This window comes from Streptomyces sp. NPDC059008, assembly GCF_042749045.1.
Lineage (GTDB): Bacteria > Actinomycetota > Actinomycetes > Streptomycetales > Streptomycetaceae > Streptomyces.
Genome location: NZ_JBHYJC010000007.1, coordinates 37,135 through 54,901 on the forward strand (window position 1 = coordinate 37,135; position 17,767 = coordinate 54,901).

General features: G+C 69.0%; 9 protein-coding genes. 3 read left to right on the forward strand and 6 right to left on the reverse strand.

The annotated features are described in order from the left end of the window. The first annotated feature begins 153 nt into the window (after positions 1-153). The 3 genes from ACFWZH_RS11790 (at position 154) to ACFWZH_RS11800 (ending at position 4,809) form a co-directional block, all read left to right on the forward strand. Positions 154-765 carry a TetR/AcrR family transcriptional regulator gene (locus ACFWZH_RS11790; RefSeq protein ID WP_384428277.1) on the forward strand — a complete coding sequence of 204 codons (612 nt, stop codon included), beginning with the start codon at positions 154-156 and terminating at the stop codon, positions 763-765. A 413-nt stretch (positions 766-1,178) separates the two neighbouring features. Further along, entirely contained in the window at positions 1,179-3,314 is a 2,136-nt protein-coding gene (locus ACFWZH_RS11795; RefSeq protein ID WP_384428278.1) for an ATP-binding protein, read from the forward strand. A gap of 175 nt (positions 3,315-3,489) precedes the next feature. Beyond that, positions 3,490-4,809 carry an SUKH-4 family immunity protein gene (locus tag ACFWZH_RS11800; protein ID WP_384428281.1) on the forward strand — a complete coding sequence of 440 codons (1,320 nt, stop codon included), beginning with the start codon at positions 3,490-3,492 and terminating at the stop codon, positions 4,807-4,809. A 201-nt stretch (positions 4,810-5,010) separates the two neighbouring features. Here ACFWZH_RS11800 and ACFWZH_RS11805 read toward each other — a convergent pair whose 3' ends face one another. From ACFWZH_RS11805 to ACFWZH_RS11830, 6 genes are all read right to left on the reverse strand, one after another. Beyond that, the gene (locus tag ACFWZH_RS11805) at positions 5,011-7,236 is read right to left on the reverse strand and encodes an SUKH-4 family immunity protein (protein WP_384428283.1); all 2,226 of its coding nucleotides are present in this window, start codon (positions 7,234-7,236) and stop codon (positions 5,011-5,013) included. Positions 7,237-7,294: 58 nt separating this feature from the next. Continuing rightward, the gene (locus tag ACFWZH_RS11810; RefSeq protein ID WP_384428285.1) at positions 7,295-7,564 is read right to left on the reverse strand and encodes a DUF6406 domain-containing protein; all 270 of its coding nucleotides are present in this window, start codon (positions 7,562-7,564) and stop codon (positions 7,295-7,297) included. Then, positions 7,561-15,273, reverse strand: a complete 7,713-nt coding sequence (locus tag ACFWZH_RS11815) for a toxin glutamine deamidase domain-containing protein (protein ID WP_384428287.1) — start codon at positions 15,271-15,273, stop codon at positions 7,561-7,563. The genes ACFWZH_RS11810 and ACFWZH_RS11815 overlap by 4 nt, the downstream gene beginning before the upstream one ends. Before the next feature lie 387 nt (positions 15,274-15,660). Beyond that, a complete protein-coding gene (locus tag ACFWZH_RS11820) occupies positions 15,661-15,972 on the reverse strand; it encodes a hypothetical protein (RefSeq protein WP_384428289.1) in 312 nt (103 codons plus the stop codon). Between the two features lie 150 nt (positions 15,973-16,122). Beyond that, the gene (locus ACFWZH_RS11825) at positions 16,123-16,590 is read right to left on the reverse strand and encodes a hypothetical protein (RefSeq protein ID WP_384428291.1); all 468 of its coding nucleotides are present in this window, start codon (positions 16,588-16,590) and stop codon (positions 16,123-16,125) included. Between the two features lie 355 nt (positions 16,591-16,945). Continuing rightward, positions 16,946-17,377, reverse strand: a complete 432-nt coding sequence (locus tag ACFWZH_RS11830) for a hypothetical protein (protein WP_384428293.1) — start codon at positions 17,375-17,377, stop codon at positions 16,946-16,948. Positions 17,378-17,767 lie beyond the last annotated feature (390 nt).

Here is a 17,767-nt window from a genome sequence, read left to right on the forward strand (position 1 = left end):
CTGTAGGCGTACCGGTTCCTCTCACCCGCCCGGCGACACTACTATCATTCCTTTATTGATCGCTACATGAATACGGATCACACCGGTGTGAAGCTGTGTCCCGGCCCGCGCCCCGACAGAGCACCCTCACTGACGACGACGTGGGAGCACCCGATGACAGGCGTACGCGGCCAGGGCCGTAAGTTCGACCTCGAACACATTCTGGACAAGGCCATGGTCGCCTTCTGGCGGCACGGTTACGACGGCACCTCGGTGGCCACCCTCACCCGGGAGATGGGGATCAACACCCCCAGCCTCTACGCAGCCTTCGGCAGCAAGGAGGGCCTCTTCTTCGCCGCCGTCGAGCACTACAACAACGGCAGCGGCAGCTTCCTGCAGCGCGCCTTCGACGAGGAGGACCGCTCCCCCGCCCTGATCTATCGCCTGCTGCACGAGGCGGTCGACGCCTACACCCACACCGACAGTCCCGGCGGCTGCCTGGTCATAGGCTCCGCCACCCGGGTCTCGGACGCCGCCCAGCAAGTCGCCGACCACCTCCGCGATCTCCGCAACGCCAACATCGACCGCCTGGAGGCACGCATCAGAGCCGACATCGCCGCGGGCACCCTCCCGGCCGGCACCGACGCACGCGCGGTCGCCGAGTTCACCGGGGTGATCGTTCAGGGCATGTCCCACCGGGCCCGGGACGGCGCGACGGCCGAGGCGTTGCGGACGGTCGCGGGAACGGCGTGGGAGTCGATCCGCGGACTGCTGGGCGAGACGTAAGGTCGGCCCGGGAAAGCCCGATGCCGGTGCCACCGGCCGGCGGCGGGAAGGAGCCGAAGTGCGGCTTCGGCTCCCTCCGACCGTGAGCACGGCGAAAGGCGCTGCAGCCAGGGGTGCACGGCGTACGGCTCGTCGAGTGTGAGGCGTCAGGGCGTGAGGGCGTCCGGGCGTTCAGAGCGTTCAGGGCGTCGGCTTCGGGGATCAGGTGGTCCGGCATGGCGACGGGAAGTGGCCGGGCGTCGGTGAGGCGGAGGTAGGTGCGGGCGATGGTGTCCCAGGTGTCGGTATGGGGCCGGGCGGCGGACATCATCGTCGCCGGGGAGAGTCGTCCGGCCGCGGGATCGCACCTAGGATGAACGGCGTACGGTCAACACGACTTGACGGTGCCGGACGGACAGGACAACGGGGAGAAAATGACCAGCCCGACCCAGGCCCCAGAACAGACCAAGGCCCATGAGCCGCACCCCTACATCGGGGGGCGCGATGCCGTGCTGCGCGCGCTCACCGGGTGGCGGATGGAGCGGCCGGGCGTGCCCAGGGTCGTCATCCTGACCGGAAGTCCCGGCACCGGGTGTTCGCGGCTGCTCACGGGGTTCCTGATGCTCTGCGACCCGGAGTATCGCAAGGGGCTCGATCTGGACGCGCTCGATCCGGCGACCGTGCCTCCGGACCTGCCCGCACCCGCGGTGCCGAGCGTCGTCGGGCTGACGGCAGCGCAGACCCTGTGGCTGCTCGCCGATCACTACGAGTTGTCCGCGACCCGCACCGCCGACATCTTCCCCGAACTCGGTCGACTCCCGCTGTCCGGGCGGCCGGTGACGATCGTGGTGCCGGATGTGGATCGGGCCGGACCGGTGCGGGGGACGGGTGAGCCCGCGCACGTGGTGCGGGACGTGCTGAAGCCCCTCGCCGCCGTCGAGTCCCTACGCCTTCTCGCCGACGTACCCCGGGAGTTCGCCGCCGAGCTCGCCGAGGGCCTGCCGCCCGGCGTGGCCCAGATCATCGACCTCGACGCACCCGAGTGGGCCGACCCCGAAGGGCTTGTGCTGCAGGCCGAGGCGCTGCTCGACCCCGAATTCGGCGCCCCGGAGCTGCCGTTCACCACCGAGCCCGACGCTCGACGCGCGCTCGCCGAGGCGATCGCCCGGCACGCGGGAGACGGCGCGGGCAGCCGCCTGACCGTGTACCTCGCCGTGCGGTCGATCCTGATGCACCCGGAGGGCTTCGACCCGACGGATGCCAGCCAACTGCCCGGCAGCGTCGGCGAAGTGCTCGATCTGCACGCCCAGCGACTCGACACCCACCCCCGCATCCTGCGGCAGATCCTCGCGCCCCTCGCCCTTGCCGAGGGCGACGGCCTGCCCGTGCACCTGCTGACCCCGCTCGCCTCCGCCGTCGCCGAGCGGGACATGAGCGAGGACATGGCGCGGGGCATGCTGCTCGTCGCCCCCTTCATCCGCCGCATCGAGCGGGCCGGCGAAGGCATCCCCGAGGACGAGCAGACGCTCCTTGGATTGCCGCACCCGGGTGTCGCCGAGGCCGTTCGGGCCGGCATTCCGAATGTTCCGGGCGCTCAGGCGCGTATCGCCATGGAGTTGCTGGACGCCGTACCCGACCAGGACTGGGCGAAGGCAGGGGCGTACGTTCGCGATCGCATCGCGGGACACACCCTGGAGGCCGGTCTGCTCCCGCGGCTCCTCACCGACCCCGGCCTGTTCACCCACGCCGAGCCGGTGCGGCTGCGCGCCGCGGTGGAGGCCGTACCCCCGGAGCAGCTGGAAGCACCGGCACGTACCTATCTGCGTACGGCCCCGCTGCTCACCCGCACCCAGGCACCCGCCGTCCTTCGAGCGGCGCTCCTGGAGACCGCGTTCGTCGAAGACGGACTGCCGGAGTACGCGGCGGTGTTGCGCCGCATCGTGCCCGAGCTTCCCTGGCACACCCTGTGGAGCGCCCCGGTCGCCGGGGTCGACGCCGTGACCGTCGGCACGCTGCCCCCGTCCGCGGCCGCTTCGGACAGCGCCGCGGAGGAGCCTGTGGAGTCGGCCCCGCTCGCCGTCGCCGTGAGCGCGGTGCCTCAAGGCACCCCGGGTTCGAGCCCGTTGAAGGCCGACGATCCCAAGGCCCCCGCCGTGCTGGTGCAGGACCTCGCCACCGGATCCGTCATCGATGCCGACCCGGCCCAGATCCTGCGCCTCTCGGATGACGAGCGTGCCGCGGGGGCGCTCGGGTTCAGCCGCGGCGCCGACTACGTACGTGTCTGGCGTCGCGGCGAGCAGCAGGGCGACGAGAAGATCGTCACGGCCCTGATCTCCGCCACGCCCTTCACGGGAACCGATCTCTCCCCCGACGGCATCCTTCTTGTTGCCACGGAAAGCGGTGTGAAGGCGCTGCAGATCCGCCCGGCGCAGCCCCGTGCCACGGCCGCTCGGCGCTCCGTACCCGACCCCCGGGTAGCCGAGCCCGAGGCCGTAGCGGCCCCCGAGCCCGAGCCGGAAGCCGCACAGGCTCCACAAGCTCCCGGGCCCGATGCCCGCCCGACCGCCTGACACCCGCCCATCGCAGATTGTTAGGCTCAAAGGCCCGAAGCCCCGAAGCCTGTCGAAGGTGCCCGCACCAGACCGCCTGCACCCAGGCCCACTCGGACGAGGGCCGCGGAGCGCGCCCGGCACCGACCCCGGCCGCACCGGCCCCGTCCGCCCGAAGACTCGAAGGGAAGTTCCCGTGATCAGCCAGGAGCAGGCGCTCGCGACCGCCGAGGGGTGGCTCAACCCCGAGGGACAACAGCGCCGTGAGGTGCGGATGCAGGAGTTCGATCTGGGCTGGGTGGTGTGGGCCGCGGCCCCGCCGATCGAGCGTGACCCGGTCACGGGCAAGCGCCGGCCGCCGGCCACGATCGGCCACGCCTGCGGTGTGGTCGACCGCCGTACCGGCGAGCTGACCACCTGGCCGTCCGTACCGGTCGAGGAGGTCGTGCGGATGTATCAGCACAAGCACGGCGGCGGCCAGGAGACCGCGCCGCCCGCGCAGCCGCCGGTCACCGGCCCCGGCAACACCACGGTCATCACCTACCTCGACCCGCGCACCGGCGAGGAGACGAGCCTCTTCAAGAACTCCGCCCCCGGTCTGCCGCACTCCGAGTTCCAGGCCATGGCGGAGCTCCAGAGCCTCGACGTCCCCGCGCAGAACGTGGTCGCGATCCACACCGACCTCAGCTCCAGCCCGCTCCCCGGCGGGTACCCGGGCCGGCTGATCGGCCGTGTCTACCCCAACGCCCGGTTCTCCTGCACGCAGGAGTACGGCCTGCGGGGCGAGGAGCGCGCCGAGGCGATCGCCGGGCTGCTCCAGCACGTCGAGATGATGCACCAGATCGCGGGACAGCAGCCGCCGCCCCGGCCTCACCGCGTGCCGGTGTCGACCGACGTCGAGCCGGCCGAGCCGCTCCGCGATGTCGCCCTGGGCCGCGAGCTGGCGGAGGCCTTCGGCGCCGACGACGTACGTCGCTACGACGCCGACGACATGGCGGGCACCCCGCTCCCCGAGGCCACCAAGGCCACGCTGACATGGGCCGGGCTTCCGACCGACATCCCGTTCTTCTTCACGGCCGACAACCCGGAGGCGGAGCTTCCGGCCGGCCTGTTCGGCAATGCCGCCGCGCATCTGCGCGAGGTCGGCTCCCAGGCGAGCGCCGACTCCCTCGCGTTCCTGGAGGGTCACGTCAGGATCGGCACCGACGGGGTCGCTCTGCTCACCGTCCAGTGCACGGGGTCCGATCTGGGGGGTGAGCCGGTCGGCCAGCTCTGGGCCGTCACTCCGGAAAGCGGAGCGGGCCGCCGCGTCAACGCCTCGGTGTCCGCCTTCGCCCGCTCCCTCGCGCTCCTGCACACCACGCGCGAGGAGATGATCGCGCTCGACCCGATCATGGCGGGCAGGGCCGTCGCCGACTTCCAGGATCAGCTCGTCGCCATCGACGCATCGGCCCTGGACGACCCGAGCAACTGGTGGTCGGTGATCGTCGAGCAGATGTGGCACGGGTTGTTCTGATCGACCCCCTCGTCTTGGAGGCGCGGCGCACCGCTGACAACGCGCCGCGCCTCTCCGCGTACGTACGCATTCCGTACGCGCCCGCGGAGCTGTGTGGAGTGGGGAGACGGGGCGGGAGACGGACGAGGCGGCGGCACGGGAGGGGTTAACTACCGAGAGGGGCTGCGGCGTCTTGTCGCGGGCCTCTCCGACGGACCGGTGTCACTCGTTGTGGAGGACGTACGACCACGCGGGCTGCTCGCCGCCCCTTTCGTCGACTTCGGCCAGTTGCCCCAGGACCCAGTAAGTGATCTGTCCTCGCTCGGAGTTGCCTGGAGGAAGGAGGGCACGGGTGCGGAGCCCGGTGACCCACAGCGCGACCATGGTGAGGAAGCTCTCCAGGCTGCGTGCAGCGGGAAGCCCGGCCAGATACTCCTCGTCGGGCCCGGTCGGGACGCGCAGGATGTGTCCGGTGGGCCCGTCGACGACGATTTCGCCACCCATCCACTTGCCGATCTGGAAGAAAGGCCCGCGTTCCGCCACGGGTTCGACATCACCCGGCCAGCTCACCTCGTCGAAGAGGTCGATTTCCCAATTCCCGTACGGTAGTAGCGCCATGGCGCCCTCGTTCATGTCCGGCAGGCCGAACTCGGTGCACAGCTCCCGAGTCGGCTGATGGGTCAACTCATCGGGAAGTTCCTCGGGTTCGGCCTCGTAGATGTCGTCTTCGCCGAAAAGCGCGATCAGGTCTCTGTGGTTCGGGGGCGTGGCATCAATGGGGCGGCTCGGGCCCGCGTCCGCGTAATCCCAGGACAGGGGCTTTTGCCGGGAGCCGAAGGTGTCCGAGGGGACCACGCCGTCCGCTGACTGGATGGCGATCAGCCCCAGGTCGCCCCCGAACACGACGACATTGCCCACGGTCAGTGAGGTGCAGGGAAGCAGGAACGCGCTTTTGCTTCGAGGAGGGGACGACGAGTCGAACAACTCGCGGAGGTATGTGGGATGCCTGGAACTCTCGCCGGCCTGTGAGGCCGATGGGGTGGGTGTCGTAGTCGCCGGGGGAAAGGCCAGGTCCGTGCGGTGTTCCTGCGGAATCTCGTCCTGCTCCCAGGGACCTGCGACGAGCTCACCCGACTCCAAGTCCCGGACGGAGACATATGGTTGCGGCGATCCGTCTACCGTACGCTGCTGCAATCCGGCAATGGCGGGCCGTCCCTGCCGGCGCACTTCCGCCAGCCTGACGAACCTGCCTGCTTCGAGGAAACGGGCATGGTACCCACCCGGCGGCCGCCAGTGGGCCCACTTCGTACGCCAGGGAAGTGAGACACCGGACGAAGCCACGGACGACGCGAATTCGAGATCGTCGCGCGACCAAGCCATCAAATGCAGCCAGGAAGCCCACTCACCCTGACTGTGCGGTACAACTCCCCACCCCCACAAATGAATTGCATCGGCGGCCGGACTGTTTCCGGGGATGACGAAGCTGCGGCTTCGCGCCGAGTCCATCAGTGCGGTCTGCGGGAGATGGGCCACCGTACGTCCATCGCGCAGGAGTTCTTCGTACGTCCCCGCCTGCACGGCGTGCATGGCGAGCCCAGTGGCCGCGTACAGGCCGACGGCACCGTGCTTGGCCCACCCCTCGGGGTGGCGAAAACCCGGAGCCGAGCGCATCAGCCAGGCAACCATATGCCCGTTGACGCGGGAGAGTTCGGCGGATTCGATCTCCCGACGCAAGGTCTCGGCCAGGCACTCGTCGACAAAGGAAACCCCGAGAGGCCCGAGTCGAAGAATTCCGGACCCTTCCCTCGCGAATTCAGCGAGTGCGTCTTCGGATGCCGCTTCACCGGTCAGCGCGGTGACGAGTTGGGCCCAGACGGGGACGGGTACGAAGCGGGGCTCGGCCAGGGCCAACGCCCGTACGGCAACGGACTCTGTCACCGCCGGCAGAGACTCGACGGCCGCCACGGACAGCCGAAACACCGCCCTGGGATCGACACGGGTCGGCAGCAACTCGGGAACCACATGGACCACCACGGCCAACTTGCCACGCGCCAGCCACGGAAGGGTCCGGGTCACCAACCGCTCCGGCTCGTACGACCGCCGTGTCGGCCCGGCGCGATGGGCGTTGACGACCAGCAGCAACCGCTCCTCGGGCCACGAGCCGAGCGCGAAACGCCAGTCGTCCCGCTTGTCCGCGGACAGATCGACTCCGAGCGCCGTGAGGGCCTGCTGCATGACCTGCTCGGCGGTGAGACCGGTGGCGTCGACGACGACACTGCCGGGCACGTGCTCGTGTGTCTCCCGCATGACGGCCGAGGCGTCATGGCCGTCCGGAGCGACAAGAAAGGCCACCTGGCCGCCGAGCCCACCCTCACGCCACCATGCGCCGACGCGACCGGCGACCTCTTCCTCGGGGATTCCGGGGGTTTCGGTGGTTGGCTCGGGCATGGTCCTCCTCAGGTGCGCGATGACACCTCGACCCTACGCGGGGTGGGCGGTGGCGGAATCAGGCCGGGGTGGCCGCGACGCGGCGCAGCACCACGGTCCAGTCGTCCTCGCTCGGCCAACCCGTCAATTCGGCGAGCTGCCACGTCTCGTCGCCCACGGGGAAGGTCTCACCAATGCGGAGGATATGCGTCTGCTCCTCGGTGGCGAAGGTCACGAGCCGAACCCTGACCGCGGCGTCGGACTCCCGGTAGATGTCGTTCACTGAGAAGCTGGCCTTCTCGAGATTCTTCTGAATTCCCTGCCAGAGGTGAATCGTGTCAGCACTCACTTCTCATCCTCCAAAGACGCGTACTGGTTGCTGCAGTATTTCATGAAGTCCTTGGCGGTCAGCGGCTCGGGATGGTCCTTGTTGTGCGGGTTGCGCAACTGAATCAGGCCCTTGTCGTCGACCGAGACGATTTCGTAGGCGTGGGAACTCCGGAGGCCCTTCTCCATCTTGTTCTCCACACCCTTCCCCTTGGGGATGGTGCCGACAACGACCGGCCTGCCGCTTTCGGTGAGCTCCCGCAGGTGGGCCACGAGTTGCTTTTCCGGGCTGCGGCCCTGCATATCGAACTGCGTCGGGACATCGTGGTTCTCCGCCGTACGTCCCGTCATCTGGGCGAGCAGCTCGGCGCGGTCGCCCGAAGTGGAGCCATGGGTGATACGGGAGTAGCCCGTCAGCAGGTTGCCGTCGAAGTCCCTGTAGCGGGGGAACTGCAACAAGTGCTCGCGCTGCTTGTCGTCCCAGAACTGGTCCAGGCCCGCGATGGCCTTCTCCATGATCGCCGGCCAGGCCACATCCACGTCGTGGGCGTTGGCGTAGGGGGTGAGCATGGGGAAGTCGCTGTACACGGGCACATCGGGAGTGACCCGCATGGTCAGGATGCGCCCGGTCGGAGCGTGGTTGCCGTACTTGTTGCGCGCGACCTCGTGGAAGCGGACCTCGTAGTTGCCGTCCTCCGTCTCGCGAATCATGTCCTGGAGGAGATCCGGGTACCGGCTCGCGATGGCTCCCATGGTGGCGATGATGCCGCAGTCACCGATTTCACCCTGCTTCGTCTGCTCACGCGTCGGAGGCCCGTCGAACAGCGGCACGCGCGTCCCGTCGCGACGGTCCAGCGGAGTGCCGTAACGGTCGGGCTGGTGCTCCGGCAGCTTCTCGTGGTTGCCGAACTGCGGATGGTCCACCTCGGTGGTGACCTCGGTGGGCTCGGCCGGGCCTGACTGGGTCAGGGACTGCCAGACCCGCTTGAACCGGCCTCGCTTCTCCGGCTGGTTGTCCGAGGCGGGCGAGCCCTCGCGGGGCTCGTCGGCGGATGGGTTCGCGGCGCCGGCCTGCTCGGCCGCCCCCGTGGCGGCGGTGGTGGTGGTGCGCGGGGTCCCTCCCGCGCCCGCGAGTGGGGTCTGCGTCTGCGAACCGTCGCGGTTCGAGCGCTGCGAGTCCGCCGGCGCGGATGTTCCGTTTACCGCAGTCCTGTTGTCCGCAGTTCCGTTGTCCGCAGTCCTGGTGCCCGCAGTCCTGGTGCCCGCATTCCTGCTGTCCACAGGGGAGTTGGTGCTCGCGGGGTCTGCCGAAGGTGTACGCCCGCTATCGGTCGGGTTGCTGGTCGGCGTTCCGACGGAGTCTGCCGGGGGACGGCGGTCTGTGCCTGCGGGGTCGTTGGGGGGACGGCGGTCTGTGCCTGCGGGGTCGTTGGGGGGACGGCGGTCTGTGCCTGCGGGGTCGTTGGGGGGACGGCGGTCCGTGCCTGCCGGGTCCGATGGGGGTGTGCGGTGGGGGTCCGTGGGATGGGACGGGCCCGACTGAGGAGCCTGGGTGGGCGGTGTGTTCTGGTCGTGCGTGGGGGCCGGCGGTGTGTTCAGGGCCGGATTCGCCAGCGTCTGTGTCAATTGATCGACGAAGTTCAGGTGCTGCTGGATCTCCTGGTCCATGAGTTGGCGGTTGGGCGTCTTGTAGCCGTCCAGTTCCTTCTTGATCTCGGCGTCGGTCTTGCCCTGTTCCCGCCGGTCGGCGCGCTCCTGCTCCAGCAACTCCTTGCGCTGAGGGTCGACCCGGTACGTCGTGCTGTAGTACACGGGCACACCGTCCATCGCGTCGGAGTCGCGAATGGTCTTGGAGCAGTCCGCATGCCCGGACATGTCCTTGCGCAGACCGCAAGGCTCCCGCTCGGTGTACAGACCGGCGACCTTGTACTTGGGCTTCCCCTCGGCTTCCCTGCTGTTGTTGAGCTGGTCGACCCACTCCAGGATGTGGCCTTCCGAGTGCCGTGGACGCACGGCGTCCGAGGCGGCCGGGACCGAGGAGTCGATGATGTAGTGGCTCTCGCCGCGCTCGTCGACGACCTCCACCACCGCGTAGTTCTTGTCGGAGAAGTCCGGGGAGTTGCGCTCCGTCTCGTCCAACAGGTCCCTGAGGTCCTGCGGGGCGTTCTCCTTGGGGCGAGCCGAGGCTTCCCGTCGGGTGGATGCCACGGACTCGTGATGGTCGTGCGCCGGGTCGATCTTCTGACGCTTCTTGGGCGGGGCGTCGGCGTACGGATCGTTGTTGGGCGCGGGTTCCGGGCTCGCGCCCACCGCGTTGTTCGCGTGGAAGGAGTGGCTCATCCGGCCCAAGGTCGCGAGCGCGGCGTACCGGTCACCGTCGTTCATCTGCGACCACGCCGGGTCGAGATGACGGCGCAGATCGCTGTCCGTGAAGTTGGTCGCCGGCATCGAGACGTTGTCCCGGTGCGCCAGCAGCGTCTCCTTGTGTGCCTTCTTCGCCTCCGCCAAGGCGTTCTTGGCGTCGTTCAGTCGCTGCTCGGCATCCGCCCGCTCCGCCGGATCGGCCTTCTTCAGCGCCCTCTTGGCGCTGTCGGTCTCCTTCTTGGCGTCGTCAAGGGCCTGCTTGGCGTCGCGGATGTGCTGTGCGGACTCTGCATGCTGCTGCCGTCGATCCAGGGACTCCCGCAGCAGATTGTGCAAGGGGGAGGGGGCGGTGGGCGGGTTGCCCTGGAGCTCGGCCCAGGCCCGCATCTGCTGCTGGACCGGCGTCAGATCAATCCGCCGTACCGCGTGCTCCCGCCGGAGATCCTGCTGTGATTGATCCGGAGGGAGGTTGGCATGCTGCTGATCCGGGGCCTCCGGCTTGGGAAGGCTCTGGTTGCGCCGCTCGCGAGTGGCTTCCGCGCCGGGGTCGTTGGACCCGGGGGTCGCACCAGCCGGGCGCTGGCGCGAGGTGTGGTCCGTACCGGCGGGTGTGGTCTGGCCCTGGTTTTGCGCGGTGGGCTGGTGGGTGGTGTCGATGGGTCGACGGTTGGCGTCCAACGGGATCGCGAAGACGCCGTTGTTGCCGCTGTGGAGCGGGGTGGTGCTGCTCTGGCCCGTCTGCGGGTCGGCGTAGACGATCTGGCCGTTGTGGTTGACCACGTTCCAGGCGTGGGCACGGCCGTCGGCGTTCTGGGTGATGATCACGGCCTGTGAGCCGTGGCCCTCGTTGAGGAGGGCGGTCTCCAGGTTGTTGTACGCGTCGCGGCCGTCGCCGAAGTCGTCGAACTCGGTGCCCAGGGCGTTCTCGATACGGTCGCGGCCATTGGGCTCGGGCGTGTCGGCGGGGGTGCCGTCCTCATTCGGGCTGCGGCGGGCGGCGACCGTGGGGTTGCCCGCGTACGACTCGACGAACGCCAGTGCTCCGTCGGGGCAGTTGACGTCGCGACCGGACTCGTCGGGATTCTGGCCGCGCAGATCGTCGACCCAGGTGCCCTCGCGCGGGTCAGGGGCCTGCTGGAACGAGCCGTCCTCGTTGCGCGGGAAGCGCTCCTGCTGCGCACGGTTGTTGGCGTCGGTGGGGTCGTCGTAGCCATCCGGCGGACCGGAGGGGCGGGTGGCGGTGGACGGGAAGACCGGTTCCCTCGACTCCGCTTGCTGGTCGGTGTCGTGAGGGTCCTGGTCTTCCTGGGTGTCCTGGGTGTCGTGGGTGTCCTGGGTGTCCTGGGTGTCCTGGGTGTCGTGGGTGTCCTGGGAATCCTCAGGGGCTTGAGATTCCTGGCTGTCCTGCGTGTCCTGCGTGTCCTGTGTGTCCTGCGCGTGGTCGGGCTGCGGGCTGTCCTGGTCCGTCGCGTCCGAGTCCTGGGTCGCTTCCGAGTCCGGGGCCGTGGTGGAGTCCGTGTCCGGGGCGGTCTCGGATGCCTGGTCTGGGGCGGACTCCTGGGTGGTGTTCGTGTCCGGAGAGGTGTCCTCGTTCTGCGGTGATGTCGTCTCCGGGGTCGACGTCGTCTCCGGGGTCGACGTCGTCTCCGGGGTCGGCGTCGTTTCGGGGGTTGGCGTCGTCTCCGGAGTTGTGGAGGATTCCGGGGTCGTCGACGGCGGTGCCGTGTCGGTGCTGCCGTCGTTCGTGTGCTGTTCGGCGGTCGAGCCGTCGTTGTCGGAGGGCGCCTCGTCAGTGGAGGGCTCAGTGGACGGTTCAGTGGACGGCTCAGTGGACGGCGAGGTGTTGGACGGTCCGTCCGACTGATCGTCGGGAGTCGACTGATCCGTCGACGAGTCGGGACCCGGGCTGTTGTTGGTGTCCGGAGTGTTCTGGGGGGACGGTTGAGGCGTCGCCGGGGTCAGGAAGTACGGAGTGATCGGATTCCGATTGGCGTCCAGCGGGGTGTAGAAGACCTCTTGGGCGCCCAGGTGAATCGGATTCTCGCTGACGACGCCTGTTTGCGCGTCGACGAACAGCACCTGGCCGTTGTGGTTGACCGCGGCGAAGGCGTGGCCGCCACCGCCGGGCCAGTTGACGCCGATCACTGCTGCCGAGCCGTGCCCGGCCTGCGACAGCTCGTAGGCGATACGCGCATACGGGTTGGGATGGTCCATGCCCGCGTACGTGCTGGGTGCGCCGGCCCAACGCGCCTGGTTGTCGACCGAGTCGCGCTCCGCGGAGAAGGTGTTCAGGCTGCCGTCCGCGTTGAGGTCCAAGGTGCGCGGGGCGGACACCGTCGGGCGGCCGAACCATGTCTCGAGGAACGAGCGGGTGCAGTCCGCGCAGTTGTTGGACCGGCCGGGCACCCCCACGCCGCCGTCGTTCTGCAGACCCGCCCAGTTTCCCTGCCGCGGGTCCGCGTACACCTGCGGGGTGCCGTCGGGGTTCCTCGGGTGGGCGTTCTCGAGGTCCTGCTGATGGGCGGGGTCGGGTGTGGTCAGGCCTTCGAACGGGATGTTCAGGTCGTTGCGGATGTCCGAGAGGCTGTCTGCCTGGGGCGGAGACGGGGGCGCCGTGGGTTGCTCGGGCGCGCTGTCGTCAGCCGGGGGCTGGTTCTGATCGGGCGTCTGGTCGTTGGCGTCCGGCTGCTGATTGTCCGGCTGCTGATTGTCCGGCTGTTGGTTGTCCGGCTGTTGGTTGTCCGGCTGTTGGTTGTCCGGCTGTTGGTTGTCCGGCTGTTGGTTGTTCGGTGCCGGCATCCCCTGGTCGTTCGGCGTGGGACTGGGGGACTCGGCCGGTGACTGCTGGTCCGTCGGACGGTCCGTCGGACGGTTCGTCGGCTGCTCGCCGCGGGGCGGCGTGGTCGGACGCCCAGGCGTCTCGGTCCGCGGAGTTTCGGTACGCGGAGTCTCGGTACGCGGCGTGTCAGTGCGTGGTGGTGTGGTGGTGCGGCCGGGCGTTTCGGTACGCGGTGTGTCGGTGCGCGGCTGCGTGGTCGGGCGGCTCGGTGTCTCGCTACGCGGCGTCGTGGTGCGCGGTGTCGATGCGGGACGGTTCTGCTGGGTGTCCCGCGAGGGCGTCGTCGGCCTGGTGCTCGGCTGTTCCGTACGCGGCGTCGTGGCGCCGGGCGTGGTGGCCCGCGGTGTCGTCCTGGGGTTGCCTGCCGCCGGCGCCTGCGTCGGGATGGGGCCGGCTGCCGGTGGTGGCATGGCACCCGGGTTCGACGTCGATGGCGTCGCGGACGACGGGGCCGGCTGCTGCGGGATGCCCGCCTCACCGTGCTGCGTACCGGGGGCCGGGGGCGCCGCCGTGGCGCCGTTGCCCATGAGGCCCATGTCTTCGTCGTCCGGGTTTTGCCGGGTCGGTGTCGACGGTGTCGGCGCGTGGCCCTGACCAGGGCTGGGGCTTGCGGTGGGCGTGTGGCCGGGCATGGCGCCGCTCGGCATGGAGCCGCGGCCGCTGCCCTGGTTCTGGTTGTCGTTGTTGTTGCCGTCGTTGTTGCCGTCGTGGGGGTCGCCCGGCATGGGGCCCTGGGCCGGTGCGGGCATGGTGGTGGCCGAGTCGCGGTCGACCTGGTGCACGCCCGGTTCGGGGCGGGAGTTGTCGGGAGCCGGGGCCGGTGCGGCCTCGGGGCGGTCCGTCTCCGGCGGCGGGGATGGCATGGGCGCGGGCTCGGCGTTGCGCGGGTCCGGGATCGACGCGCCCTGCTCCGGGGTGTGGACGTCGGCGCCTTCCGGGCGGCTCGGGCGAGCGCTGTCCGGAGTGGTGTCCGGTGCCGGGGAGCCATCGACATCCGGCGTGGTGCCCGGTCCCTCGTTGGGCGAGGAGGGGGAGGGTACGGACGGCTCGTTGCCCGGTGCCGTGATCGGCGGGGCGTCCGGAGTGCTGTCCGGACGGGCGGACTCGGGGGTGGTGTCGGGGGCCGGTCCGCCCTGGACGTCCGGCCTCGTCGTGGTGGACGGCGTGGACGAGTCCGGAGACGAGTCGGGGGTGGACGAGTCGTCTCCCGGAGAACGACCGATGCTGTCGTTGTAGGCCTGGGTACCCACGTCGAAGGGGCTGGGCGAGTCGGAGCCACGGCTCGGTGAGGACGAGGGCGACGAGGGGTTCGACGAGGGGTTCGACGAGTCCGGGCTGCCGGTGCTGTCCGTGCCGCTGTTGGACGGCGTACTCGAGGAAGAGGAGGGCGAGCTCGAAGCCGACGGGCCATCGGACGACGAGGACGGGTTCGACGACGAGGACGGGCTCGACGAAGAGCTGTCCGAACCGCCCGACGAAGAGCTGTCCGAACCGCTCGACGGAGTCGAGGACGACGGACCGCCGATATCCGGCGCCCTGCGCCCGGAGTCGCCGCTACTCGAACTCGGCGAACTGCTCGAACTCGGCGACGAACTACTGGAACTCGGGGAGTTGCTCGACGAGCTGCTGTCGTTCGATGAAGAGCTGGAAGAGCTGGAAGAGCTGGAAGAGCTGGACGAGTTGGACGAGCTCGGCGAGTTCGACGAATCGGAGGAGCTGGGGGAGTTGTTGGACGAACTGCTGTCGTTGGAGGAACTGCTGTCGTTGGACGAGCTGCTGTCGTTGGACGACGAGTTGTTGTTCGACGACGAATCGTTGGAGTTCGACGAGCTGTCGTTGCCGGAGTCCGACGAGCCGTCGCCGCCGTCGTTTCCGCTGTTGGTCAGCCCGTCGCGGGCGCCACGCCCCGCGCGGGAGCCGGCGCCGTCGCGCAGCGACTCGCCGAAGGTGGAACCGGAATTCTTCAGGGCCTCCTTGCCCTCTTCGTAACCCTTCTTGGCGGTGCGGCCCAGGTCGTAGCCCGACTGCTTGCCGAAGTTCTGCTCGACGGTCTGGGCGACCAGGTCGGAGACCATGGCTTCCAGAGCGGAGACAAAGGGTTCCTTGGCGGTCTCCAACACCGCCTGCAAGATCTGTTGGGCTATCTCCTTGAGGAGTTTGCGCAGGATCATCCGCGTGGCGGCGACCGCGCCCATCGCGCCGAGTTCGGACAGGCCCAGGGTGAACGGAGCGGCGGCCTGGGCCGCGGCGATCTCGATCGCCAGGATGATCAACTGGGCGATCACCGCCACTTTGAGCCCGATGATGAGCATCGCCGCGGCGTCCATGCATATGGCGATCAGCTCGGCGCCCTGGCGGGCGTCGTCGAAGTAGCCCGAGCCGCCGGCGAACTTGTCCCAGGTCTTGTTGAAGCCCTCGATGGAGTCACCGGCGTTCTCGGCGAGGACGTTGCCGGCGGCGCTCATGCCACGGGCCTGGAGGGCCTCCACATCAGCGGCGAACTGGCGCCAGGTATTGGCGCACTCCATCATTTTGTCTTCGTTGCCTGTGGGCCATTCGAAGCCACACATCTCGAGAACCCACTCAAGTGCGTTCGGCAGCATCAAAGCCACGACGAAGTCCCCCGTTGTCGCCCATGTAGTTCGTGTTGCCCCGGCCCTGTGGGCCGAGTGATCCCATCCGCCTCACCGCCGGCGGAAGGGTCCCCTGCTTCTCTGCTGCTGTCGGAGGCGCCATTCGGAGCCTCGTGAGTGCTCAACCGGCTTGCGTCGGCGCAGAGCCATGCCCATGCCAGAGCCTACCCAACGGTCTTTCTGATCCCTGAACTCTGGTGTGTCACAGTGCTGTAGCAGACACCCGGTCCAAAGCCGTCCAGCCGTCCAGTCGTCCAGCCGTCCCGCCGTCAGGCGGCCGCCCTAGCCATTGCGTCGGCGCAGACTCCGGTACAGATCGATCGCGGAGTCCGGCGGAAAGTTGGGTACATAAGTGACGGCTCCGTCGCTTTTGGAGATCACCATGTGACTGCCACCCAACGGCGCCTGAGTGCCGGGCGGCGGTGGGGGCATGACGGCGTGGACGAGGAAGCCGATGTCGAACTCCGTCACGTACAACGGCGCCGGGTTTCCTTCCAGGTCCAGTACTTCGAATCGGGCGCGAGCGGCAGCCAATGCCTCATCGGCAGTGGTGGGGACGGGCTGTACCGGTTCCGGCGCGTCGGGATGCGACACGGACTCTCTCCTGTCAGTGAAGGGGCGGCTGTGGGCCAGGCGGGGTCATGCGGTAGGACTTGCGCTTGGTGCGGGGCAGTCGGCAGTCGGTAGTCGACAGTTCGGAAGTCGGACGCCGGTCGCCGCACGCCCCCCGTGGTGCGGGCCGTGTCACCCGACGGACTTCAGAATGTGCACCTCGCCGCCGAACTGGTTCTCCGGCTTCTGCTCCTTGACCAGAGCGTCGTTGAAGTCCTCGTTCTCCTCGTGGTTCTTCGCCATCCGCTCCAGCGCCTTGCCGATTTCGTTGAGCTTGGTGGCAAGGTGCTCCATCGAGTCCGTCATGCCGTCGCGCAGGCCTTCGTAGACCACGCCGAACTTCTCACCGAGCTCGTCGTCCCCCCACGGCGGGGTGCCTTCCTTGTCGCTGAAGGTGGTCAGGCCCTTCCAGGCGTCCTGGGCGACACTCGCGAACGTCGTCTCCTTCGGCGCTGCGCCTCCGCCGCCTCCACCGTCACCCTGCGCGGCCAGGCCGTTCTTCAGCTTGGTGGTCGCCTGGTAGAAATCCCTGCCGATGTCGGAGAAGTTCTTCCCCTCGGCCTTCAGCGTCGCCGGATCGCTCTTGAAGCCGTCGCCCATGACTGATTCGCCCCCGTTCACCAACCGGCGTCATCGCGATGCCGGTTCACGTCCGTTCCCTATCTGTGCCAGCGTACCCAGAGGCACTGACAAGCCCTCAACCCCTGGGTTTCACGGTGCTGTCCCGAGAGCACCCGGCCGATCACCCTCCGAGACGAAGTGATCACCGTGTTCGGGGCAGCCGATGTCGAACCCGCGCACCGAAACGGCGTCTGGGTGCCGTCGGGCCCGGGGCCACCGAAGAAGGGGCGGGCCATTTCGAGGGCCTCCCCCTCGTCCACCGGTAGGCGGTGCGCCGGCGAGAGGGCTCGAGCCTCCGTGGGCACGGGCCCTTGGCCCGTATCCGGCCCCGGGCTCAACCCCGGTGTCCGGCCCGCCCCCGCTTCTTCGGCCCCGTGACCAGGTTGGTCGACGGGCCGTCGCGCTCGGCGCGCTCCTTCTGCTCTTCCTCGTCCCGCTTGCGCTGCCACTGCTCGCGCTGCTCGCGCTCAGCCTCGCGGTCCTCCATGGTCTGCGACTCGGCGGCGCGTCGGATCTCCGTCATGCGGTCGCCCAGCGCGTCCATGTAGCGCTCGTTCTTGATGGCGTCGGTCATTCCCATACGTCCCGACAGGATGCCCTGGGCCATCTCCTGGAGCGGCCCGTTCACATTGGGGTTGTGGGCCAGAGTGCGCAGCGCCATGTGGAGGCTGTGAGCCTGCTCTGGTTCCTGCGCGACGTCCATCAACTCGGAGTCGTCGATCTCCCGCTCGCCCGGTCCCGGTCCGCTTCCCCGCCTGTTGGTCATGAGAACCCCCTTCGAGCCCAGAGGGCCCTTCTCGCACACCGAACGCGGCTTTCGCACTCGCTTCAGCCTGCTACTACTGTCGATGAGCTTAACCAGCCGATCGTTCGGACCGTCAACCACCTCCACACAGTGTGCGGTCCGTCGGTTCGTCGACCGGCATCAGAGGTGGGGTGAGGCGGGGGTGCCCCGAGCCGCAGGCTGCCGACCCCGTCGAGGATCTTCTCCCAGGACGCGACATGGCGGCTCGCGGTGATGAGGTCGCGCAGGCACCGGTCGAGGGGGGTGCGCTCGGTGGTCGGCCGGGACGCCCGGCCAGGGCAGCGCGGAATGCCGGGCGGTGAGGATCTCGCTGGTGGCGGTCGGCGCGGACCTACCGATGCCCAGCGGCAC

Coding starts and splice junctions, on each gene's coding strand:
- ACFWZH_RS11790 (WP_384428277.1), top strand. CDS start 154: ATGACAGGCGTACGCGGCCAGGGCCGTAAGTTCGACCTCGAACACATT.
- ACFWZH_RS11795 (WP_384428278.1), top strand. CDS start 1,179: ATGACCAGCCCGACCCAGGCCCCAGAACAGACCAAGGCCCATGAGCCG.
- ACFWZH_RS11805 (WP_384428283.1), bottom strand. CDS start 7,236: ATGCCCGAGCCAACCACCGAAACCCCCGGAATCCCCGAGGAAGAGGTC.
- ACFWZH_RS11815 (WP_384428287.1), bottom strand. CDS start 15,273: ATGGAGTGCGCCAATACCTGGCGCCAGTTCGCCGCTGATGTGGAGGCC.
- ACFWZH_RS11825 (WP_384428291.1), bottom strand. CDS start 16,590: ATGGGCGACGGCTTCAAGAGCGATCCGGCGACGCTGAAGGCCGAGGGG.
- ACFWZH_RS11830 (WP_384428293.1), bottom strand. CDS start 17,377: ATGACCAACAGGCGGGGAAGCGGACCGGGACCGGGCGAGCGGGAGATC.